The sequence below is a fragment of the Streptomyces indicus genome, from assembly GCF_900100315.1.
GTDB lineage: Bacteria > Actinomycetota > Actinomycetes > Streptomycetales > Streptomycetaceae > Streptomyces > Streptomyces indicus.
In genome coordinates, this window is sequence record NZ_FNFF01000015.1 from 27,565 (window position 1) to 48,633 (window position 21,069).

The window sequence follows — 21,069 nt, forward strand, 5'->3', positions numbered from 1 at the left end:
CCGCCGGGCTGGGGACGACGAAGGCCCGGCCTGCTTGCGCAGACCGGGCCTTTGCCCTTCAGGGTGAGTGACGGGACTTGAACCCGCGGCCACCTGGACCACAACCAGGTGCTCTACCAACTGAGCTACACCCACCATGTCCGGTCGTTTTTCCGACCGGCCGAGAAAAAGTGTACAGGGTCCGAGAGGGTGCTCGCGCCCACCTTTTTCCCGGGCCTATCAGGGGCCCGTCAGGACTCCTCCGCAGGCAGGACGTACTTCGCCGCGATCGTGCGCGCCGTCTCCGAGTCCGGGCCGGGCTGCGGGACGAAGACCGCCTCGCGGTAGTAGCGCAGCTCCGCGATGGATTCGCGGATGTCGGCGAGCGCCCGGTGGTTGCCGTTCTTCTCCGGGCTGTTGAAGTACGCCCGCGGGTACCAGCGCCGCGCCAGCTCCTTGATCGAGGAGACGTCGACGATGCGGTAGTGGAGGTAGTCCTCCAGGGTGGGCATGTCGCGCAGCAGGAAGCCGCGGTCGGTGCCGACCGAGTTCCCGCACAGCGGGGCCTTGCCCGCATCCTTGACGTGCTCACGTACGTACGCGAGGACCTGCTCCTCCGCGTCCGCCAGCGTCGTACCGCCCGCGAGCTCGTCGAGGAGGCCCGAGGCGGTGTGCATCTGGCGCACCACCTCGGGCATCGTCTCAAGCGCGGCGTCCGGCGGGCGGATCACGATGTCCACGCCTTCACCGAGCACGTTCAGTTCCGAGTCGGTGACCAGCGCGGCCACCTCGATGAGTGCGTCGTCCGTCAGCGAGAGCCCGGTCATCTCGCAGTCGATCCACACCATGCGATCGTTCATGCCCATCACCCTACGGGGCGCTCCCGCTGGCCGGGCAGCGTCGGACGACCCTGGGTGCCGGAAGCACCGTGGGCGAAGGCGTCGGAGCCCGGTTTCCCGGGATCCGGAGCGCCACGGTCCGGGCCTCCTCGGTCCGACGAGCCACGGTCCGACGAGCCACGGTCCGAGGCGCCACGGTCCGAGGCGCCACGGTCCGTACCGCCGCGGTCCGCGATCCCCGGCGCACCCGGGACTCCGCGGTCAGCCGCCGCCGAGGCGGAGGGCAGGCCGTGGGTGTTCGCGGCCGCCGTACGGCGGGTCTGCGGCGGGATCGGGCCCTCCGCCACCTCGCCCGTCCGCTCGCCCTGCGGCCGGCGCGCCCGGTAGGCCGCCCGGTAGGCCGCCGGCGAGGACCCCAGCTGGCGCCGGAAGTGCCCGCGCAGCGCCACCGGCGAGCGGAAGCCGCAGCGGCCCGCGACCTCGTCGACCGAGTAGTCGGAGGTCTCCAGGAGGCGCTGCGCCTGGAGCACGCGCTGTGTGATCAGCCATTGCAGCGGTGCCGAGCCCGTCAGGGACCGGAAGCGGCGGTCGAAGGTGCGGCGCGACATGTACGCACGGGCCGCCAGCGTTTCGACGTCGAACTGCTCGTGGAGGTGCTCCAGTGCCCAGGAGACGACCTCGGCGAGCGGGTCCGCGCCGATCTCCTCCGGTAAAGACCTGTCGAGGTAGCGCTCCTGACCGCCGGAGCGGCGCGGCGGCACGACCAGGCGGCGGGCGAGTGCCCCGGCCGCCTCGGTGCCGTGGTCGCTGCGCACGATGTGCAGACAGAGGTCGATTCCGGCCGCGGTGCCGGCCGAGGTGAGGACGTCGCCGTCGTCCACGAAGAGCTCGCGCGGGTCGACGTGCACCGACGGGTAGCGCTTGGCCAGCGTCGGAGCGTACATCCAGTGCGTGGTCGCGGGCCGGCCGTCCAGGAGCCCGGCCGCGGCGAGCACGAACGCGCCCGTGCACAGACCGACGATCCGCGCCCCCTCCTCATGCGCGCGGCGCAGCGCGTCGAGGGCGCTCTGCGGGGGCGGCGCGGTGATCGAGCGCCAGGCGGGGACCACGACGGTGCCGGCCCGGGCGATCGCCTCCAGGCCGTACGGCGCGGTGAGTTCGAGCCCGCCCGTGGTGCGCAGCGGGCCGTCCTCGCCCGCGCACACGAGCAGGCGGTAGCGCGGCACGCCGGCGTCCTGCCGGTCCACGCCGAAAACGGACAGGGGAATGGAACTCTCGAAGATGGGCCCGCCGCTGAACAACAGCACGGCGACGATTTCCCTGCGCCTTCGGCCGGAGAGCTTGCGGCTCGTCTCCGGTGCGGCGGAGTCGTGGCTCATGGCGCTAAGCCCCCCTCGGTGGTCGCGGCACCCCTTGCGTGTCGGCGTCCTGCTGTGCCGCAGCGTCGCTCCTGCACGTTTCCCCTCGCAACGAGTCCCCCGCCTGGACGGTCATGATCGAATCTACTGTGTCCGGTGGTGCCGGCGTGACCAGTTCAGCTTCTGCTGCATTGTCGACAAGGCAACTTGGCGTGAAGCATTCGATCACGAAGCGTTGCACTCCAGGGCGTTGCAGGGAAGTGCGCCTTGCGCCGGTGGCCGGTCCACATAGGGTGCGCGGGGCCCCTGGAGGTCTTTTTCCCCTGGTGGTACGGGGGTTGGGGGCCGCGCGGCACAACACCGCGACCAGTCCGGGAGTTTGGCCGAAAAGCGATGGGGGCGCGCGATGGTTTCCGGTCGGCGCCCGGCGTGAATCAGCCGCCGTGCCGCCCGCCCGCGCGAGCCCCCGTACCCGGACGTCCGTGCCGGGCCCGGTGGGCCGGGGACGGCTCGGTGCAAAGCCGCGCCGTCCCGCGCTCGGAGCGGCGCAGGAGCGCCCGGCAGACCCCGGTCACGAGGGCGAGCCCGAGCGCGGCGCCGCCCGCTCCCGCGAGCGAGGTCCCGTAGACGACGAGGACGACCGGCACCAGGACACAGACGAACGCCGCCCAGCCCACCAGGTCCTCCACCGAATGCGCGCTTGTGGCGCGTGAGGAAGGAGTCAGCCACGGGGACTGCGGTGCACAGGGGACAGGAGGGGCGGCCGGGGCGGACGAGGTGCGGCGCCGGCGGCCGCGTACGGGGTTCGACTGCGGGGCGGCTGCGGGCACGGCGGGCTCCTCGGACGGCGGCGACGCAGATACAACGCGCCGCCGCCCCGCCGGTCACCGGTCCGGGCGCAGCGCGTCAACCTGCCGCGGCGCGGGGGAGTGGGAGGTTGTGACGAGTCCGGGCAAAAGGCTGTAGGAGACAGGGACCATTGCCATACGGTCAGCGCTCATGCATGCTCCTGGAACGCCGCGGGAGGCCCCTGCAGCGCCTGGGCAGGAGAGGAGTGTCGCCGTACCCTGGGGGTATACGGGTTGGGAAGATGATTCCCGGACACTGCTCCGTGGGCCGCCCTCCGCCGACCCCTGATCCTTGAGCTCTTCTCCACACTCCTCGTAAACCGCCCTCTCCCAGAGGATTCACTTTCCCGAGACACCGATGGCCGGTCACGAATACCCCGAACCCGCGCCCCGTAAGCGCCAGGTCGCCGAACCCGATGAGGCCGCGGCCTTCGCAGGCGAGCCGCTCGCCCAGGAAGAGCTCCGCAAGTCCTGTGATCCCGCGTTCCGTCACGGTGTGGTCGTCGGCTTCGACGGCTCGACCTCCAGTGAGCGCGCGCTCGCGTACGCCATCGGTATGGCGCGGCGCTCGGGATCCGCGCTGATCATCGTCCATGTGGCCAACCGGCTGCCCACCACGGTGTGGGCGGGCTGCGAACCGCCGGTCTTCGTGGACGTCCCCGACCACCGCACCGAGGTCCTCGGCCTCGAACTGGCCTGTGCGGACTACCTGTCGGAGGTCTCCTGGATCCTCGTCGAGCGCGGCGGCGACATCTGCCACGAACTCGAAGAGGTGGGACGGGAGTACGAGGCCGACGCGATCGTGGTCGGCTCCACGCACGGCATCGTGGGCCGGATCTTCGGCTCGGTCGCGGGACGGCTCGCCAAGCGCGCGCAGCGCCCCGTCGTGGTGATCCCGTAGCCCTCGCGAGGCAGGTCCCCGAGCGCTCCGCCGTTGCCGTTCCGTAACTCCTCGTTGTCCCAGGTGAGATGGGGCGTTCGAAGCGTCAACTTCCCTTTGACGACCACCGAATCTACCGCCGGGTAGAGGTGGTTTGTGCCCTTGTGAAGGGTACATAAAGGTTGCCGGGTCAACTGCACGGCCCGGCACCGCGCAGCACAACTGCATGTCGAAGGGAGCCCGCCGTGGACAACGAAGTCTCCGCGGGAAGCACGACCACTTCCACCCTCGGCCACCTCGCGCTCGGCGTGACCCTCCTGGCCTTCGGCCTCGGTCACGCGGATGTGATCGACGGCGTCACGGCAGCGGATGCCATGGCCGTCGCGACCTATGTCGGCGGTATCGCGCTGTTCATCGCCGGTCTTCTCGCGTTCCGCGACCGCGACTCCTTCACGGGCACCGCGTTCGCCGGTCTCGGCGCCTTCTGGTTCACCTGGGGCACCGCGGACGCCGAAGTCTCCACCAACGCAGCAGGCCTCTTCCTGCTCCTGTTCGCTCTGCTCGCACTCAGCCTGACCCTCGGGGCAGCCGGCGGCGGTCTGCTCGGACAGGGCATGTACGGGCTCACCTTCCTGTCCCTCCTCCTTCTCGCCATCGCCTCCTTCGGGGAGTCCGACGGACTCGCCAAGGTCGGCGGCTGGGCAGGCGTCGCAGCGGGTGCGGTCGCCTGGTACGGAGCCACGGCGGCCCTCGCCAAGTGGCCCGCACTCACCGGACGTGCCGCCGGCCGGGGGGTGACGGCCACCGGCTGAGCGGCCAACGGGCCGAGGTAATGGGCGACTTCGGCCCACACGGAAACGACCCCCTGTGCGCTGGTGGCACGCGCAGGGGGTCGTTGTGTGTCCTCAGGTCGTTGTGCGTCCTCAGGACGTACGGGTGACTACTCCACCGTCACCGACTTCGCCAGGTTGCGCGGCTTGTCGATGTCCCGGCCCAGGGCCAAGGCCGTGTGGTACGCGAAGATCTGGAGCGGGATGCCCATGAGGATCGAGTCCAGCTCGGTCTCGTTCTTCGGCACGACGATCGTGTGGTCGGCCTTCTCCTGCTCCTGGTGCGCCACCGCGAGGATCTGGCCGCTGCGGGCCTTGATCTCCTCCAGGGCCGCGCGGTTCTTCTCGAGCAGGTCGTCGTCCGGGATGATCGCGACGGTCGGCAGGGACGGCTCGATGAGCGCGAGCGGGCCGTGCTTCAACTCCGAGGCCGGGTACGCCTCGGCGTGGATGTACGAGATCTCCTTCAGCTTCAGCGAAGCCTCCAGGGCGACCGGGTAGCCGCGGACGCGGCCGATGAACATCATCGACTTCGCGTCGGCGTACCGCTTCGCCAGCTTCTTGATCTCGTCCTCCTGCTTGAGGATCTCCTGGATCTGGCCGGGCAGCCGGCGCAGGCCCTCGATGATCCGCTTGCCGTCGGCCACCGACAGGTCGCGGATGCGGCCGAGGTGGAGGGCGAGCAGCGCGAAGGCGGTCACGGTGTTCGTGAAGCACTTGGTGGACACGACGCAGACCTCGGGGCCCGCGTGCACGTACACGCCGCCGTCGGTCTCGCGGGCGATCGCGGAACCCACCACGTTCACCACGCCGAGGACGCGGGCGCCCTTGCGCTTGAGCTCCTGCACGGCCGCGAGCACGTCATACGTCTCACCGGACTGCGAGACCGCGATGTACAGGGTGTCGGGGTCGACGACCGGGTTGCGGTAGCGGAACTCGGAGGCCGGCTCGGCGTCCGCGGGGATACGGGCCAGCTCCTCGATGAGGCCGGCGCCGATCAGACCCGCGTGGTAGCTCGTACCGCAGCCGAGGATCTTGATCCGGCGGATCGTACGGGCCTCGCGCGCGTCCAGGTTGAGGCCGCCCAGGTGCACCGTGGAGAAGCGGTCGTCGATGCGGCCGCGCAGGACGCGGTCCACCGCGTCGGGCTGCTCGCTGATCTCCTTGTGCATGTACGTGTCGTGGCCGCCCATGTCGTACGACTCGGCCTCCCACTCCACGGTGGTCGGGTTCGCGGTCGTGCGGGTGCCGGACGTGGTGTACGTACGGAAGTCGTCGGCCTTGATCGTGGCCATCTCGCCGTCGTCGAGGGTGACGACCTGGCGGGTGTGCGAGACGAGCGCGGCCACGTCGGAGGCGACGAACATCTCCTTCTCGCCGATGCCGAGGACGACCGGGGAGCCGTTGCGGGCGACGACGATGCGGTCACTGAAGTCGGCGTGCAGGACGGCGATGCCGTACGTGCCCTCGATCAGGCGCAGGGCCTCGCGGACCTTCTCCTCCAGGGTGTCGGCCTGCGAGCGGGCGACCAGGTGGACGAGCACCTCGGTGTCGGTCTCGGAGGCGAACTCGACGCCGTCGGCGGTCAGTTTGGCGCGCAGGTCGTCGGCGTTGTCGATGATGCCGTTGTGCACCACGGCGACCTTGTTGTCCGCCGACATGTGCGGGTGCGCGTTCTCGTCGGAGGGGGCGCCGTGGGTGGCCCAGCGGGTGTGGGCGATGCCGGTCGTGCCCTTGAAGCGCGCCGGGACCTTGGCCTCCAGGTCGCGCACGCGGCCCTTGGCCTTGACCATCTTCAGGCCGGTGGCCTTCGGGCCGGTGATGACGACGCCGGCCGAGTCGTAGCCGCGGTACTCCAGGCGCTGGAGGCCTTCGAGCAGGAGGGGGGCTACGTCGCGCTTGCCGATATAACCGACGATTCCGCACATATTGAGGGTTCCTCTGGGTCGAGTGGTGTCGTCTAGCCGTAGACGAGGCGGCGCAGCTGGCGGAGCGAGAGCTCCGGAGGTGCGACCGCGCGGTATTTCAGGTCTGCCGAGATCTGTTCGAAGATCGCCGCGTTCACCAGGCCCTGACTCTGGAGTTCGCGGTGGCGGCGACGGACGAAGTCTTCTGTCGTCTCGTCGAAGTAGGCGAGCACGTCCTGGATCACCCGCAGTGCTTCGCCCCGCTGGAGCGGGGTGCTGCGTGTGAGGTGATCAACGAGGTCGTCGTGCATTGGATGATCCTGGGGGATCGGGGCTTCGCTTTGCAAGAATCCTGCCCGGTTTCGGGCAGGGGGTGGATGTTTTCCCCTCCCCGCCCCTTCCCGAAACCGGGGGCCTCGCCCCCGGGCCCCCGCATCCGACCTCCGGTCGGATGGCCTCAAACGCCGGCCGGGCTTGGTTGGGCTGAGTTACAGCCGCTTCAGAACAGCCTGCTTGGCCATCGTGAACTCCTCGTCCGTGAGGATCCCGGCCTGGTGAAGTTCACCCAGTTCGCGCAGGCGGCGCAGCAGGGCGTCGGGGTCGTCGCCCGCGGGGGCGGGGGCCGGGGTGAGGGCCTTCGGCTGGTCCGCGGGTGCGGGGGTCTGGGCCGGGTGGGGGAGGCGGGCCTGGACGGCGGCGGCGACCAGGGCCATCAGCGGGTCTTTCTTGAAGCCCCACAGTTCGATGGCGTTGGGGTCGTACTTCGGCGGGGCCTTCGTCGAGGCGTTCCTCACCTTGAAGCGGAGGTAGCCGTTCTCCAGGCCGGCCGAGGGCTGCCACTCGACGGACTCGATGTCCTCCAGGGCGAGGGTGCGGGTGCCGGAGGCGGCCTTGGCCTCCTCGGTGTTCCACTTCCACTCCAGGCGGACGCGCTCGCCGTCGAAGCTCGCGGTGCCGTCGCCGGCGCTCACCGAGAGCGGGACGGAGGGGCCGGTCAGGAGGTACTCGGTGCACGGGTCGGCCGGGACCTGCTCCAGAAGCAGCGCGTTGCGCACCTCGTCCACGAAGTACTCCGCGACGCCGTAGCGGTCGGACTCCACGGTCAGGTGGTACGGGTCCGTGGCGTCCGCCAGCTTGCCGCCGGAGACCTGGGTCAGCGGGTCGGCGCCCTCGCGCAGCCGCAACCGGAGGCGGCCCTGCTTCTTGCCCTGCTCGAAGGAGATGCCGGCCACCGCCCGTATGGGGACCTCCAGTTCACCCAGCGTCTTGCGGAGCAGACCGACGTTCTTGTCGTGTCCTGGCACGAGCCGGAGGGTGTCGCCGTCGAAGGTCCACGTGCCGTCGCGCTGGATGATTTCCGCCATGCTCCTGATTCTGGCATCAGCGGCCTGAGGTGGGGGAAGGGTGCCGGACCCGGCGTAGCCGAACCGGGCGCGCCACGCCGCGAATTGGTCTACACCTTGACCGCCCGAGTGAGGCGCGGTACGGATGGTGACCGTTCGTCTGCACACAGGACTGGACCACACCCCTCGAAGGGAACAGGCTTGTGAGACTGCAATGGACCACCTCCCGCATGCTCGGCTCGCTGCTGCTCGTCGCCGCGGTCGGCATCTCCTGCGTCGGGGCCGCGCCCACCGGCGAGGCGAAGGCCGGGCCTGCCCTCACCCCGCTCGGCCAGGTCGTCCCCGCGCCCGCGGAGGTCGACGCCGGCGGATCCCCGTACGAGATCACCGCACGGACGGCCATCCGCGTCCCCGATGACTCCCGCGAGGTGCGGCGGATCGGTGAGCAACTGGCGCGCATCCTGCGGCCCTCCACCGGATACCGGCTGCCGGTCACCGACGACCGCGGCCGCGGCGGCATCCGGCTCGACCTCGCGCGCGGCGCGAAGGACCTGGGCGCCGAGGGGTACCGGCTCGCGTCCGGGCCGCGCGGCGTCACCATCACCGCGCACCAGCCCGCGGGACTGTTCCGCGGAGTGCAGACGCTGCGCCAGCAACTGCCGCCGCGGATCGAGGCGGACAGCGCGCAGAAGGGCCCCTGGCAGGTCGCGGGTGGCCGCATCGAGGACCGTCCGCGGTTCGCGTACCGCGGGGCCATGCTCGATGTGTCACGGCACTTCTTCACCGTCGACCAGGTCAAGCGCTACATCGACCAGATGGCGCTGTACAAGGTGAACAAGCTGCATCTGCACCTCAGCGACGACCAGGGCTGGCGGATCGCGATCGACTCCTGGCCGCGGCTCGCCGAGTACGGCGGGTCCACGCAGGTGGGCGGGGGACCCGGCGGCTACTACACCAAGGAGCAGTACAAGGAGATCGTGCGGTACGCCGGTGAGCGCTACCTGGAGGTGATCCCGGAGATCGACATGCCGGGCCACACCAACGCGGCCCTCGCCTCGTACGCCGAACTCAACTGCGACGGGGTGGCCCCGCCGCTCTACACGGGCATCGAGGTGGGCTTCAGCTCGCTGTGCGTGCCGAAGAAGGTCACGTACGACTTCGTGGACGACGTGATCCGGGAGATCGCCGCGCTCACCCCCGGCCGCTATATCCACATCGGCGGCGACGAGGCGCACTCGACCTCGCACGAGGACTACGTGACGTTCATGGACCGGGTGCAGCCGGTGGTCGCCAAGTACGGGAAGACCGTGATGGGCTGGCACCAGCTGACCGGGGCGAACCCGGCCAAGGGTGCGGTCGCCCAGTACTGGGGCTACGACCGGACCGGGCAGGCCGAGCGGGACCAGGTCGTGGCGGCGGCGAAGAGGGGCACGCAGTTGGTGCTCTCGCCGGCGGACCGCGCGTATGTCGACCACAAGTACACGAAGGACACGAAGCTCGGGCTCGCCTGGGCGGGCTTCGTGGAGGTGGACCGGTCCTACGACTGGGACCCGGGCGCGTATCTGACCGGGGCGCCCGAGTCCTCCATCCTCGGCGTGGAGGCGCCGATGTGGACCGAGACGCTCTCGACCAGCGAGCACCTCGAGTACATGGCGTTCCCGCGGCTGCCCGGGATCGCCGAGCTCGGCTGGTCGCCGGCGTCCACGCACGACTGGGACACGTACAAGGTGCGGATCGCCGCGCAGGGCGCGCGCTGGGAGGCGCTGGGGATGGACTATTACAAGTCGCCGAAGGTGCCTTGGCCTGCGGGGTGAGTCCTGTGCCGGGTGCGGGACATACCCCTCCCGCCCGGGGGCCGCACCAGCCCCTCAAGGCTATCGGCCCCCACTGACATCAGAGGTGCCCCGCACACACGCCCGGCGCCCCGAGCGCATACCGGCGCCCCGGGAGGACCGTCTCCCGGGGCGCCGGAGTGCTGAGGTGCAGGCGTGCTGAGGTGCCGGAGTCTGACGTGCCGGCGTGCGTCAGTCCTCCTCGGTGACGCCCGCCGCCGCCTCGTCGCGCAGCCGGTCCTCGCTGGCGCCCTGGCGCCAGTAGCCGGTGAAGGAGACCGAACGGCGGTCGTAGCCGCGGTCGTTGAGGAGGTGGCGGCGGATCAGCTTCATTGCGCCGGCCTCACCCGCGAGCCACACATAGGGCGCCTCCGCGGGCAGCTCGGCCGCGCGGATCGCGTCCAGGGCCTTTTCGCCGTTCTCGCGCGCCAGCCAGGTGGCCTTCAGGTCCGCGGCCGTTCTCGGGGTCAACTCATCGGCGGCGTACGGGACTTCGAAGAAGGCGCGGACCGGCAGACCGGCCGGCAGCGTCTCCAGGATCGCGGAAGCGGCCGGCAGGGCCGTCTCGTCCGCCCACAGGAACACCCAGGGCGCCGCCTCGGGCAGCTGGAACCGTACGCCCGTGTTGTCCGCGTCCGCCGGACCGAGCACCTTCACGCGGTCGCCGGGCGCGGCCTTCTCGGCCCACACGCAGGCCGGACCGCCGTCCGCGTGCAGCGCGAAGTCGATGTCCACCTCGCCGGCCTCGGGACGCTGGGCGCGCACGGTGTACGAGCGCATCACCGCGCGCTCCTCGTCGGGCATGGAGCGGTACGCCAAATACCAGGCGCCCGGCTCCTGTTCGGGCGGCAGCACCGGCTCCGACTGGCCGGGCTGCGGCAGGAAGATCGAGCAGCTCTGGTCGCGGCCGCCCGAGTGGAACCCGGTCAGGCCCGCGTCCTCGCCGTATCCGACGAAGGTGACACGCGCCAGGGAGGGCGACAGACGCTCGGTCCGTATGACCTCGAGTCCGAAGAGGCGAAAGGTCACTGAGTCTCCTTGTTCGCTTCTCCGCCCGCGCGGCGCAGAGGTGCGGGTTTCGTTGCCGTCTGCGGCCTGGCTGCCGCGCGTGCGTCGCTCACGACGCCACCTTCTTCGCGTTCTCGATCGCCTGCGCCAGGTCCTCGAGGATCGGGGTGCACTTCGCGTACGAGTAGATCGGCTCGGTCACGCGCGGGATGACCTGGCCGGCCTTGACCGCGGGCAGCTGCTTCCAGGTCGGCTTGGACTTGTCCAGGTCGGCCGGCTGGAGGGTGCCCGTGCGGTTGTCCATCATGATCACGTCGGCCTTGTACTTGTCGACGTTCTCCCAGGACAGCTCCTCGAAGAAGCCCTGCGCATTGACCTTCGGCTGCACGAACTCCACGCCGAGGGACTCGAAGTACGCGGTGTCCGCGGCCGTCTTGGCGAGGGTCACGTAGAAGAGGTCGGCGGAGCCCGAGCCGATCATGACCTTGATGCCGGGGTTGGCCTTGGTGGCCGCGCGCAGCCGGGCCGCGGCCTTCTCGAAGGCGGCCTTGGCGTCGGTGACCTTCTTGGCCGAGGTGTCGGCACCCAGCGCCTTGGCGAGGTCCACGCGGCGGGCGAGCGCCTTGTCCATGGTGGTCTCGGCGGCCCACAGGTAGACCGAGGGGACCTTCAGGTCCAGGATCTTCTTCTCGGCGGCGGTGCCGGTGATGTACCAGCCCTGGTCCTTGATCCACATGTCGGTGACGAGGAGGTCCGGGTTCAGGGCCGCGTACTTCTCGACGCTGAACTTGTCCCAGGCGTTGCCGAGGATCTCGACCTTGCTGACGTCCATGTCGCCGGCCTGCACGTCGGGCTTGCCGTCGGCGGTCTTCGTCGGGCCGAACACGCCCTTGACCTGGATCCCGTAGTCGAAGAGGGCGGCGGCGGTGCCGGTGAAGGCGACGATGTTCGCCGGCTTCTTGTCGGACTTCACCTCGGTGCCGCGGTCGTCCTTGAAGGCGAAGGAACCGGAAGCGCCGGTGCCGGAAGACGAGGACTTCTCGCCGCCCTTGTCGTCACCGCAGGCGGCCAGGACGGCGCCGAGGCCGAGGGCGCCACCGGCGGCGAGCAGACCGCGGCGGGTGAGCTGGGCGGGGGTGCGGGCGTGCGACATGTCGGGCTGCTTTCTGGCGTACGGGTCAGGGCGGGACGGTCCACTGGCCGGATCTTGGCCTTAGGTTAACCTAACCTTACGAGTGGTCCGCCCCGCCCCCTCCGTACCGTGCGCGGGACTTCAGCCGGTCGGTGCGCGGGGCTTCAGTCCGTCCGTGCGCGCGACCTCAGCCCGTCAGCCCCAGCTCCCGCGCGATCAGCATCCGCTGCACCTCGCTCGTGCCCTCGCCGATCTCCAGGATCTTGGAGTCGCGCCACATGCGGGCCACCGGGAACTCGTTCATGAACCCGTAGCCGCCGTGGATCTGCGTGGCCTCGCGCGCGTTGTCCACGGCAATCGTCGACGAGTAGAGCTTGGCGAGCGCCGCCTCCTTCTTGAACGGCTCCCCGTGCACGAGCCGCGAGGCCGCGTCGCGCCAGGCGAGTCGGGCCGTGTGCGCCTTCATCTCCATGTCGGCGAGCTTGAACTGGATCGACTGGTTCGCGCCGATCGGCTTCCCGAACGCGTGCCGCTCCTTGGCGTACTTCACCGACTCGTCCACACAGCCCTGCGCGAGCCCGGTCGCGAGCGCCGAGATGGCGATCCGGCCCTCGTCGAGGATGCGCAGGAACTGGGCGTAGCCGCGGCCGAGTTCGCCGAGCAGGTTGGCGCGCGGGACGCGGACGTCGGCGAAGGAGAGCTCGCGGGTGTCCGAGGCGTTCCAGCCGACCTTCGAGTACGGGGCCGCGACCGTGAAGCCCGGGGTGCCGGACGGGACGATGATGGAGCTGATCTGCGGCTTCCCGGACTCGCTGCGACCCGTCACGGCCGTCACCGTCACCAGACCCGTGATGTCCGTACCGGAGTTGGTGATGAAGCACTTGGTGCCGTTGATCACCCACTCGTCGGTGGCCTCGTCGAGCACCGCCGTCGTCCGCGTGCCGCCCGCGTCCGAGCCCGCGCCCGGCTCGGTGAGCCCGAACGCGCCCAGCATCTCGCCGCTGCACAGCTTCGGCAGCCACTGCTGCTTCTGCTCCTCGGTGCCGTACAGATGCAAGGGCATCGCACCGAGCGAGACCCCGGCCTCCAGCGTGATCGCGACGGAGGAGTCGACGCGGGCCAGCTCCTCCAGGGCGATCCCGAGCGCGAGATAGTCGCCGCCCATGCCGCCGTACTCCTCGGGGAACGGCAGCCCGAACAGGCCCATGCGGCCCATCTCGCGGACGATCTCGTACGGGAACTCGTGGCGCTCGTAGAAGTCGCCGATCTTGGGCGCCACGACGTCGTGGGCGAACTCCTCGACCGTACGGCGCAGTTCTTCGTGTTCGGCGGAAAGCCGGTGGTCCAGGGGCATCCCGGACACTCCTTACGGGGGACGGGCTCAGTCCTTGTGGGCGAGCGCGCGGACGGTGCGGGAAGGGCTGGGACGGCCCAGCTGTTCGGCCAGCCACACGCTTGTGGCGGTGAGCGCGGCCAGGTCGACCCCGGTCTCGATGCCGAGGCCGTCGAGCATCCACACGAGATCCTCGGTGGCGAGATTGCCGGTGGCGCTCTTCGCGTACGGGCAGCCGCCGAGGCCGCCCGCGGACGCGTCCACCGTGGTGACGCCGTGCTGGAGCGCGGCGAGGGTGTTGGAGAGCGCCTGTCCGTACGTGTCGTGGAAGTGCACCCCGATCGTGCCGGTGGGAACGCTCTCCTCGTTCAGTGCGGAGAGCAGCGCCTGTACGTGGCCGGGGGTGGCCACGCCGATGGTGTCGCCGAGGCTCAGCTCGTCGCAGCCGAGGTCCAGCAACGCCTTGGCCGTACGCACGACTTGGGGGACGGGGACGGCCCCTTCCCACGGGTCGCCGAAGCACATCGACAGATAGCCGCGGACGTGCACCCCGGCCTCCTTCGCGCGGGCGACGACCGGCTCGAACATGGCGAGGGACTCGGCGACCGAACGGTTGAGGTTCTTCTGCGCGAAGGTCTCGGTGGCCGAGCCGAAGACGGCGATACGGCGCGCGCCGAGGCCGAGCGCGCGGTCGAGGCCCCGCTCGTTGGGCACGAGCACCGGCAGGTCCACGCCCTCGATCCCGCTGATCTGCGGGAACAGCTCTTCCGCATCGGCCAGTTGGGGCACCCACTTGGGGTGCACGAAGCTGGTGGCCTCGACGGTGGTGAGGCCCGCGGCGGCGAGGCGGCGGATGAACTCCGCCTTGATCCCGGTCGGTACGGTCGCCTTCTCGTTCTGGAGTCCGTCCCGTGCGCCGACTTCGTGGATACGGACGCGGGGCGGGAGCCCCTGGGCCGGGACGACCATGGGCAGGGTGCTCATGAGACCTCCTCCGCGGGCGCGACCACCGCGAGGACCTGGTCCATCGCGACTGTGGCGCCGGGTGTGGCATCGAGTGCGGTGACGGTGCCGGCGTGCGGGGCGGCGATGACGTGCTCCATCTTCATCGCCTCGACCACCAGCAGGCTCTGCCCCGCGGCCACCTCCTCGCCGACGGCCACCTTCACGACGGTGACGGTGCCGGGCATGGGGGCGGTGAGGGCGTCGGCGCCCGCGTGCGCGGCGCCGGTCAGCTCCGCCTCGACGGGGTCGTGGTCCTGTACGTGCCAGCTGTCGCCGTCGAGCCCGAGCCAGGTGCCCTCGGGGCCCGTGGCGTGCGTGAACGTGTGGGTGAGGCCCGCGAGTTCGAGGGTGAGGCCGGTGGCGGTGCGGGCGGTCAGACGGGCGGGCACGGGCTCGCCGGGCGGGGCGTCGGCGCGCGTGATCCGCACCTCGACGCCGCCCACGACCTGCCCGCCGCCCGCGCCCGGTCCGGTGGCGCGGACGCCGACCGTCACGGGGTTTTGTCCGGGCACGCGCACGGCGTGCTCGGTCCAGGCCGCCCGGCCGCCCATGCGCCAGCCGCTGGGCACGGAGAAGGGGTCGGTCCAGCCGCTCCCGGCCGGCGCGAGCGTGCTGTGCCGCAGCAGCGCCGCAGCCGCGTACACCGCGGCGGGCACGGAAGCGTCGACAAGGGAGTCCACGTCCCGCTCCACGAGGCCCGTGTCCATGTCCCCGCTGACCACGTCCGGATGGGCGAGCAGCCGCCGCAGGAACCCGGCGTTGGTCTGCACGCCCAGCGTCACGGTGTCCGCGAGGGCGCTCCTGAGCTTGCGCAGGGCGCTCGCGCGGTCGGGCCCGTACGCGATGACCTTGGACAGCATCGGGTCGTAGAGGCTGCCGACCTCGGTGCCTTCGGACAGGCCCGAGTCGGTGCGCACGCCCGCACCCTGCGGCTCGTGGAGGCTCAGGACCGTACCGCCGGAGGGCAGGAAACCGCGGGCCGGGTCCTCCGCGCAGATGCGGCCCTCGATCGCGTGCCCGGTGAGCGTGATGTCGTCCTGGGCGAAGGGGAGTTGCTCGCCGGAGGCGACCCTGAGCTGCCACTCCACCAGGTCGATGCCGGTGATCAGCTCGGTGACCGGGTGCTCCACCTGGAGGCGGGTGTTCATCTCCATGAAGTAGTACGCGGAGGGGTCGCCGCCCGGCACGATGAACTCCACCGTGCCCGCGCCCGAGTAGCCGCAGGAGCGCGCGGCCTGCACGGCCGCCTCGCCCATCGCGGCCCGGGTGCCGGAGTCGAGGAGCACGCTGGGCGCCTCCTCGATGATCTTCTGATGGCGGCGCTGGAGGGAGCACTCGCGCTCGCCGAGGTGCACCACGTTCCCGTGGCCGTCCGCGAGCACCTGGATCTCGATGTGCCGGGGCCGGTCGATCCAGCGCTCCACCAAGAGGGTGTCGTCGCCGAAGGAGGCGCGGGCCTCGCGCCGGGCCGCGGCGATCTCGTCATCGAGGACCGCGAGATCCCGTACGAGCCGCATGCCCTTGCCGCCGCCGCCGGCCGAGGGCTTGAGCAGGACCGGGACGCCGATCTCCCGTGCGGCATCGGCCAGTTGGGGGTCGCTCAGGCCACTGCCCGAGGAGCCGGGCACGACCGGGACCCCGGCCGCCTTCACGGTCTCCTTGGCGCGGATCTTGTCGCCCATCAGGTCGATCGCGGCGGCGGGCGGTCCGATGAAGACCAGGCCGGCGTCCGCGCAGGCCTGCGCGAAGCCCGCGTTCTCGGCGAGGAAGCCGTAGCCGGGGTGCACGGCCTGCGCGCCCGTGCGCCGGGCCGCCTCGATCAGCGCCTCGACGGACAGGTAGCTTTCGGCCGCGGGCGGCGGCCCGATCCGTACCGCCGTATCGGCCTCGCGCACATGCCGCGCGTCGGCGTCCGCGTCGCTGAACACCGCGACCGAGCGGACCCCGAGCGCCCGCAGCGTACGGATCACGCGGACCGCGATCTCCCCGCGGTTGGCGACCAGAACTGTGTCGAACATCGTCAGGGGTCCCCTCACATCCGGAAGACGCCGAACTCGGGTTCACCGAGCGGGGCGTTGGCACACGCGGTCAGGGCGAGACCGAGCACCTGGCGGGTCTCCAGCGGGTCGATGACCCCGTCGTCCCACAGGCGGGCGGTCGCGTAGTAGGCGTTCCCCTGCGTCTCGTACTGCGCACGGATCGGGGCCTTGAACTCGTCCTCGGCCTCCGCCGCCCACTGTTCGCCACGGCCCTCGATCTGGTCGCGCTTGACGGTGGCGAGCACGGACGCGGCCTGCTCGCCGCCCATCACGGAGATCTTCGCGTTCGGCCACATCCACATGAAGCGCGGAGAATACGCCCGGCCGCACATCGAGTAGTTGCCCGCGCCGTACGAGCCGCCGACCACGACGGTCAGCTTCGGCACGCGCGTACAGGCCACAGCCGTGACCATCTTGGCGCCGTGCTTGGCGATGCCGCCCGCCTCGTAGTCGCGGCCGACCATGAAGCCCGAGATGTTCTGGAGGAAGAGCAGCGGGATGCCGCGCTGGTCGCACAGCTCGATGAAGTGGGCGCCCTTCTGGGCGGATTCGGAGAACAGGATGCCGTTGTTCGCGACGATCCCGACCGGGTGCCCGTGGATCCGGGCGAACCCGGTGACGAGGGTCTGGCCGAACTCGGACTTGAACTCCTGGAAGCGCGAGCCGTCGACGATCCGCGCGATCACTTCGCGCACGTCGTACGGGGTGCGGGAGTCGACCGGCACGGCGCCGTAGAGCCCGTACGGATCGACCTTCGGCTCCTCGGCCGGCTCGACCGACCAGGGGAGCGGCCCGCGCTCGGGCAGCGTGGAGACGATGTTCCGCACGATCCGCAGCGCGTGCGCGTCGTTCTCGGCGAGGTGGTCCGTCACACCCGACGTACGCGAGTGGACCTCGCCGCCGCCCAGCTCCTCGGCCGTCACCACCTCACCGGTGGCGGCCTTCACCAGCGGCGGACCGCCCAGGAAGATCGTGCCCTGATTGCGCACGATCACGGCCTCGTCGCTCATCGCCGGGACATAGGCGCCGCCGGCCGTGCACGAGCCCATGACGGCCGCGATCTGCGGGATGCCGGCGCCGGACATCCGGGCCTGGTTGTAGAAGATCCGCCCGAAGTGCTCACGGTCGGGGAAGACCTCGTCCTGCATCGGCAGGAAGGCGCCGCCGGAGTCGACCAGGTACAGGCAGGGGAGGCGGTTCTCCAGGGCCACGGCCTGGGCGCGCAGGTGCTTCTTCACCGTCATCGGGTAGTACGTGCCGCCCTTGACGGTGGCGTCGTTGGCCACGATCACGCACTCGCGTCCGCTGACCCGCCCGATGCCGGCGATCACCCCGGCGGCCGGTGCGTCCCCGCCGTACAGACCGTCCGCGGCCAGCGGGGCCAGCTCCAGGAACGGGGAGCCCGGGTCGAGCAGCGTGTCCACACGGTCGCGCGGCAGCAGCTTGCCGCGCGCCACATGGCGGGCGCGGGCCTTCTCGCCGCCGCCGAGCCGGGCCGCCGCGAGCTTGTCGCGCAGCTCCTCGACGAGGGCGCGGTGCGCCGCCTCGTTCGTCCGCCAGGCCTCGGACGCCGGATCGGCGCCGCTGCCCAGTACGGGTGCCTGCTGCATGGTCGTGAAGCCCCCTTGCTCCCCGCCGACGGTGGTTAATGAGCGTTAACCCATTTCCATCAGGTTAACGAGCGCTAACCACGCTGTCTACAATGACTTCATGAGCAGCGACTACTCCAGAGGGCCGCGGGGGATCGCGGGCGAGGCGAGGGTGCGATGAGTACGACCACGGCCGGCGCGACCCGCCGCGAGCAGATCCTCAAGGAAGCGGCGCGGCTCTTCGCCGAGCGCGGGTTCCACGGGGTGGGCGTGGACGAGATAGGGGCCGCCGTCGGGATCAGCGGGCCGGGTCTGTACCGGCACTTCGCGGGCAAGGACGCGATGCTGGCCGAGCTACTCGTCGGCATCAGCGAGCAGCTCCTGACGGGCGGCAAGCGGCGCGTGGCCGAGGCGGCGGGCGCCCCCGCCGAGGTGCTGGACTCGCTCATCGAAGGCCACATCGACTTCGCGCTCGACGACCGCCCGCTGATCACCCTGCACGACCGCGAGCTGGACCGCCTGCGCGACAGCGACCGCAAGCTGGTGCGCCAGCTCCAGCGCCAGTACGTGGAGCTGTGGGTCGAGGTGGTCCGCAAGGTCTACCCCTCGCTGGCGGAGCCGGACGCACGCGCCTCGGTACACGCGGTCTTCGGCCTCCTGAACTCCACCCCGCACCTGAGCCGCCCGGGCGCCCTCCCGGGCCGCGCGGCGATGGCGGACCTGCTGCACCGCTTGGCGCTGGGGGCGTTTTCGGCGGCGGCGGCGTAGGGGGGGCGGCTGTGGCGGCTGCCCCCTGTGCGGCGCGGTGGCGACCTGCGCGGGCGGGGCGCAGCGCCGGGGGCCCGGGGGCGTCAGCCCCCGAAAATCTCACCCCTCGCGGAGCGACGGAGCAGCGCGCAGCCGCAGGCTGGAAACGCCCCACGCGCGGGCGTGACGCACATCTCTGGACGCGCGTACCAACTGGCCGGTAACCTGAGCAAGCGCTTAGCCAGGGTGCGGCCCTTTGACGATTGTGGGCGCCCCGTCAACGTAAAAGGAGACCTCCGTGCGCCGCACCGTATTCAACGAAGACCACGAGGCGTTCCGCGAGACGATCCGCGCCTTCATCGAGAACGAGGTCGTCCCGGTCTACGACGAGTGGTACGAGGCCGGCCAGGCCCCGCGCGACTTCTACTACAAGCTCGGCGAGCTGGGTGTCTTCGGCATCCGCGTCCCCGAGGAGTACGGCGGCGCCGGCATCGACTCGCACAAGTACGAGGCTGTCATGTACGAGGAGACCGCCCGCGCCGGCGTCTCCTTCGGCGGCTCCGGGGTGCACGTCCTCCTCGGTCTCCCGTACATCCAGCTGCTCGCCACCGACGAGCAGAAGAAGCGCTACCTGCCCAAGTTCGTCTCCGGTGAGGAGATGTGGGCGCTCGCGATGACCGAGCCCGGCACCGGCTCCGACGTCGCCGGCATGAAGACCACGGCCAAGCTCAACGAGGCCGGCACCCACTACATCCTCAACGGCGCCAAGACCTTCATCACCGGCGGTGTGCACGCCGACCGCGTGATCGTCTGCGCCCGCACCTCCGCCCCGCGCGAGGACGACCGCCGCTTCGGCATCTCCCTGTTCGCCGTGGACACCAAGTCCGAGGGCTACTCCATCGGCCGCAAGCTCGACAAGCTGGGCCTGAAGACCTCCGACACCGCCGAGCTGGCGTTCGTCGACGTCGAGGTCCCCGTCGAGGACCTGCTCGGCGAGGAGAACAAGGGCTTCTACTACCTCGGCCAGAACCTGCCGTCCGAGCGCTGGGGCATCGCCTTCGGCGCCTACGCCCAGGCCAAGGCCGCGATCAAGTTCGCCAAGGAGTACGTGCAGGAGCGCACCGTCTTCGGCAAGCCCGTCGCGTCCTTCCAGAACACCAAGTTTGAACTGGCCGCCTGCCAGGCCGAGGTGGACGCCGCCGAGGCCGTCGCCGACCGCGCCCTGGAGGCCCTGGACGCCGGTGAGCTGACCCCCGCCGAGGCCGCCTCCGCGAAGCTGTTCTGCACCGAGGTCGCGCACCGCGTGATCGACCGCTGCCTCCAGCTGCACGGCGGCTACGGCTTCATGAACGAGTACCCGATCGCCCGCCTGTACGCGGACAACCGTGTCAACCGCATCTACGGCGGCACCAGCGAGGTCATGAAGTCGATCATCGCGAAGGACATGGGTCTCTAGGACCCGCACCGGGACTCGCGTCTTGAACGACGAACTCCAGCGCCTGCTCGATCTGCTCGACCTGGAGCAGATCGAGCAGGACTATTTCCGCGGCCAGTCGCGGTCCGCGCTCGTGCCCCGGGTCTTCGGCGGACAGGTCGCCGCCCAGGCTCTGGTCGCGGCCGGCCGCACCGTGCCCGAAGGGCGCGACGCACACTCGCTGCACGCGTACTTCCTGCGCACCGGCGACCCGGGCGCGCCCATTGTGTACGAGGTCGACCGCATCCGCGACGGCCGCTCGTTCACCACGCGCCGGGTCGTCGCCGTCCAGCACGGCAAGCCGATCTTCCATCTCTCGGCCTCCTTCCAGGCGTACGAGGAAGGCCTGGAGCACCAGGCGGAGATGCCGGACGCGCCCGATCCGGAGACGCTGCCGACGGCGGCCGAGATGCTGCCGCGCTACGCGGACAACTTCCGCGACCCGGGCGTCGTGGACCGCATGATCAAGGCGCGCGGCGCGGTGGACCTGCGGTACGCGGGCCCGCCGCCGTTCGGCACCGTGGGCGAGCCGCGCGAGCCGCGCTCGCAGGTGTGGTTCCGCGCGAGCGGCAAGCTCGACGACGACCCGCTCCTGCACGTCTGCCTGGCCACGTACGTCTCCGACATGACCCTGCTCGACTCGGTGCTGCTCGCGCACGGCCGCGGCGGCTGGACGGTCGGCGACGTGGTCGGCGCCTCGCTCGACCACGCGATGTGGTTCCACCGCCCGTTCCGCGCGGACGAATGGCTCCTCTACGACCAGGAGTCCCCCTCGTCCTCCGGCGGCCGCGGCCTGGGCCAGGCCCGGATCTACACCCAGGACGGGCGGCTCGCGATCTCGGTCATCCAGGAAGGTGTGGTCCGGGTACCGCGCTGAGTCCTCCGGGCGGGCCGGGCGCCGTGGCCGTGCTTGCCTCGCGTGCGTC

Annotated in this window: 18 protein-coding genes and 1 tRNA gene; 6 read left to right on the forward strand and 13 right to left on the reverse strand. The window is 70.7% G+C overall.

What is annotated here, in order from left to right; all coding sequences use genetic code 11:
- Positions 1 to 62 precede the first annotated feature (62 nt).
- The 4 genes from BLT97_RS28685 to BLT97_RS28700 form a co-directional block, all read right to left on the reverse strand.
- Positions 63 to 135: transfer RNA gene (locus BLT97_RS28685), tRNA-His, on the reverse strand.
- A 95-nt stretch (positions 136 to 230) separates the two neighbouring features.
- A complete protein-coding gene (gene orn, locus BLT97_RS28690) occupies positions 231 to 839 on the reverse strand; it encodes an oligoribonuclease (RefSeq protein WP_093615562.1) in 609 nt (202 codons plus the stop codon).
- Positions 840 to 844: 5 nt separating this feature from the next.
- Complete coding sequence (locus BLT97_RS28695; RefSeq protein ID WP_093615307.1) at positions 845 to 2,197, reverse strand: helix-turn-helix domain-containing protein; 1,353 nt, start codon at positions 2,195 to 2,197, stop codon at positions 845 to 847.
- 413 nt (positions 2,198 to 2,610) lie between these two features.
- Positions 2,611 to 2,865 (reverse strand): hypothetical protein, encoded by a 255-nt coding sequence (locus BLT97_RS28700; protein WP_093615309.1) that lies wholly within the window; start codon positions 2,863 to 2,865, stop codon positions 2,611 to 2,613.
- 517 nt (positions 2,866 to 3,382) lie between these two features.
- On the opposite strand from BLT97_RS28700, the gene BLT97_RS28705 reads away from it, so the two are divergent.
- A complete protein-coding gene (locus BLT97_RS28705) occupies positions 3,383 to 3,925 on the forward strand; it encodes a universal stress protein (protein ID WP_093615311.1) in 543 nt (180 codons plus the stop codon).
- 224 nt (positions 3,926 to 4,149) lie between these two features.
- Positions 4,150 to 4,716, forward strand: coding sequence for a GPR1/FUN34/YaaH family transporter (locus BLT97_RS28710; RefSeq protein WP_093615313.1), 567 nt, complete (start codon positions 4,150 to 4,152; stop codon positions 4,714 to 4,716).
- A gap of 128 nt (positions 4,717 to 4,844) precedes the next feature.
- On the opposite strand, the gene glmS is transcribed toward BLT97_RS28710, so the two are convergent.
- The 3 genes from glmS to BLT97_RS28725 form a co-directional block, all read right to left on the reverse strand.
- Positions 4,845 to 6,662, reverse strand: coding sequence for a glutamine--fructose-6-phosphate transaminase (isomerizing) (glmS, locus tag BLT97_RS28715; RefSeq protein WP_093615315.1), 1,818 nt, complete (start codon positions 6,660 to 6,662; stop codon positions 4,845 to 4,847).
- A gap of 32 nt (positions 6,663 to 6,694) precedes the next feature.
- Positions 6,695 to 6,952 (reverse strand): hypothetical protein, encoded by a 258-nt coding sequence (locus tag BLT97_RS28720; RefSeq protein ID WP_093615317.1) that lies wholly within the window; start codon positions 6,950 to 6,952, stop codon positions 6,695 to 6,697.
- A 177-nt stretch (positions 6,953 to 7,129) separates the two neighbouring features.
- Positions 7,130 to 8,005: a DUF4429 domain-containing protein gene (locus tag BLT97_RS28725; RefSeq protein ID WP_093615319.1), complete on the reverse strand. Its 876-nt coding sequence runs from the start codon at positions 8,003 to 8,005 to the stop codon at positions 7,130 to 7,132.
- A 209-nt stretch (positions 8,006 to 8,214) separates the two neighbouring features.
- Between BLT97_RS28725 and BLT97_RS28730 the strand changes: the two genes are divergently transcribed.
- Positions 8,215 to 9,798, forward strand: coding sequence for a beta-N-acetylhexosaminidase (locus tag BLT97_RS28730; protein ID WP_093615321.1), 1,584 nt, complete (start codon positions 8,215 to 8,217; stop codon positions 9,796 to 9,798).
- A gap of 210 nt (positions 9,799 to 10,008) precedes the next feature.
- On the opposite strand, the gene BLT97_RS28735 is transcribed toward BLT97_RS28730, so the two are convergent.
- From BLT97_RS28735 to BLT97_RS28760, 6 genes are all read right to left on the reverse strand, one after another.
- Positions 10,009 to 10,845: a siderophore-interacting protein gene (locus BLT97_RS28735; RefSeq protein WP_093615323.1), complete on the reverse strand. Its 837-nt coding sequence runs from the start codon at positions 10,843 to 10,845 to the stop codon at positions 10,009 to 10,011.
- 88 nt (positions 10,846 to 10,933) lie between these two features.
- Complete coding sequence (locus BLT97_RS28740) at positions 10,934 to 11,977, reverse strand: ABC transporter substrate-binding protein (RefSeq protein ID WP_093615325.1); 1,044 nt, start codon at positions 11,975 to 11,977, stop codon at positions 10,934 to 10,936.
- Between the two features lie 166 nt (positions 11,978 to 12,143).
- Entirely contained in the window at positions 12,144 to 13,310 is a 1,167-nt protein-coding gene (locus BLT97_RS28745; protein ID WP_093615327.1) for an acyl-CoA dehydrogenase family protein, read from the reverse strand.
- Between the two features lie 27 nt (positions 13,311 to 13,337).
- Positions 13,338 to 14,273 (reverse strand): hydroxymethylglutaryl-CoA lyase, encoded by a 936-nt coding sequence (locus BLT97_RS28750; protein WP_093615329.1) that lies wholly within the window; start codon positions 14,271 to 14,273, stop codon positions 13,338 to 13,340.
- Positions 14,270 to 16,312, reverse strand: a complete 2,043-nt coding sequence (locus BLT97_RS28755) for an acetyl/propionyl/methylcrotonyl-CoA carboxylase subunit alpha (protein WP_093615331.1) — start codon at positions 16,310 to 16,312, stop codon at positions 14,270 to 14,272. The genes BLT97_RS28750 and BLT97_RS28755 overlap by 4 nt, the downstream gene beginning before the upstream one ends.
- Positions 16,313 to 16,326: 14 nt before the next feature.
- Positions 16,327 to 17,943 (reverse strand): carboxyl transferase domain-containing protein, encoded by a 1,617-nt coding sequence (locus BLT97_RS28760; RefSeq protein ID WP_093615333.1) that lies wholly within the window; start codon positions 17,941 to 17,943, stop codon positions 16,327 to 16,329.
- Positions 17,944 to 18,099: 156 nt separating this feature from the next.
- Between BLT97_RS28760 and BLT97_RS28765 the strand changes: the two genes are divergently transcribed.
- From BLT97_RS28765 to tesB, 3 genes are all read left to right on the forward strand, one after another.
- A complete protein-coding gene (locus tag BLT97_RS28765; RefSeq protein WP_093615335.1) occupies positions 18,100 to 18,690 on the forward strand; it encodes an SACE_7040 family transcriptional regulator in 591 nt (196 codons plus the stop codon).
- A gap of 277 nt (positions 18,691 to 18,967) precedes the next feature.
- Complete coding sequence (locus BLT97_RS28770; protein ID WP_093615337.1) at positions 18,968 to 20,125, forward strand: acyl-CoA dehydrogenase family protein; 1,158 nt, start codon at positions 18,968 to 18,970, stop codon at positions 20,123 to 20,125.
- Between the two features lie 22 nt (positions 20,126 to 20,147).
- Positions 20,148 to 21,020, forward strand: coding sequence for an acyl-CoA thioesterase II (gene tesB, locus BLT97_RS28775; protein WP_093615339.1), 873 nt, complete (start codon positions 20,148 to 20,150; stop codon positions 21,018 to 21,020).
- Positions 21,021 to 21,069 lie beyond the last annotated feature (49 nt).

Excerpts from the sequence above, each read along its gene's own strand:
- BLT97_RS28720 (WP_093615317.1), bottom strand. The coding sequence starts at position 6,952 with ATGCACGACGACCTCGTTGATCACCTCACACGCAGCACCCCGCTCCAG.
- BLT97_RS28755 (WP_093615331.1), bottom strand. The coding sequence starts at position 16,312 with ATGTTCGACACAGTTCTGGTCGCCAACCGCGGGGAGATCGCGGTCCGC.
- BLT97_RS28730 (WP_093615321.1), top strand. The coding sequence starts at position 8,215 with ATGCTCGGCTCGCTGCTGCTCGTCGCCGCGGTCGGCATCTCCTGCGTC.
- BLT97_RS28760 (WP_093615333.1), bottom strand. The coding sequence starts at position 17,943 with ATGCAGCAGGCACCCGTACTGGGCAGCGGCGCCGATCCGGCGTCCGAG.
- BLT97_RS28695 (WP_093615307.1), bottom strand. The coding sequence starts at position 2,197 with ATGAGCCACGACTCCGCCGCACCGGAGACGAGCCGCAAGCTCTCCGGC.
- BLT97_RS28750 (WP_093615329.1), bottom strand. The coding sequence starts at position 14,273 with ATGAGCACCCTGCCCATGGTCGTCCCGGCCCAGGGGCTCCCGCCCCGC.
- BLT97_RS28740 (WP_093615325.1), bottom strand. The coding sequence starts at position 11,977 with ATGTCGCACGCCCGCACCCCCGCCCAGCTCACCCGCCGCGGTCTGCTC.
- glmS (WP_093615315.1), bottom strand. The coding sequence starts at position 6,662 with ATGTGCGGAATCGTCGGTTATATCGGCAAGCGCGACGTAGCCCCCCTC.
- BLT97_RS28725 (WP_093615319.1), bottom strand. The coding sequence starts at position 8,005 with ATGGCGGAAATCATCCAGCGCGACGGCACGTGGACCTTCGACGGCGAC.
- orn (WP_093615562.1), bottom strand. The coding sequence starts at position 839 with ATGAACGATCGCATGGTGTGGATCGACTGCGAGATGACCGGGCTCTCG.
- BLT97_RS28765 (WP_093615335.1), top strand. The coding sequence starts at position 18,100 with ATGAGTACGACCACGGCCGGCGCGACCCGCCGCGAGCAGATCCTCAAG.
- BLT97_RS28705 (WP_093615311.1), top strand. The coding sequence starts at position 3,383 with ATGGCCGGTCACGAATACCCCGAACCCGCGCCCCGTAAGCGCCAGGTC.
- BLT97_RS28745 (WP_093615327.1), bottom strand. The coding sequence starts at position 13,310 with ATGCCCCTGGACCACCGGCTTTCCGCCGAACACGAAGAACTGCGCCGT.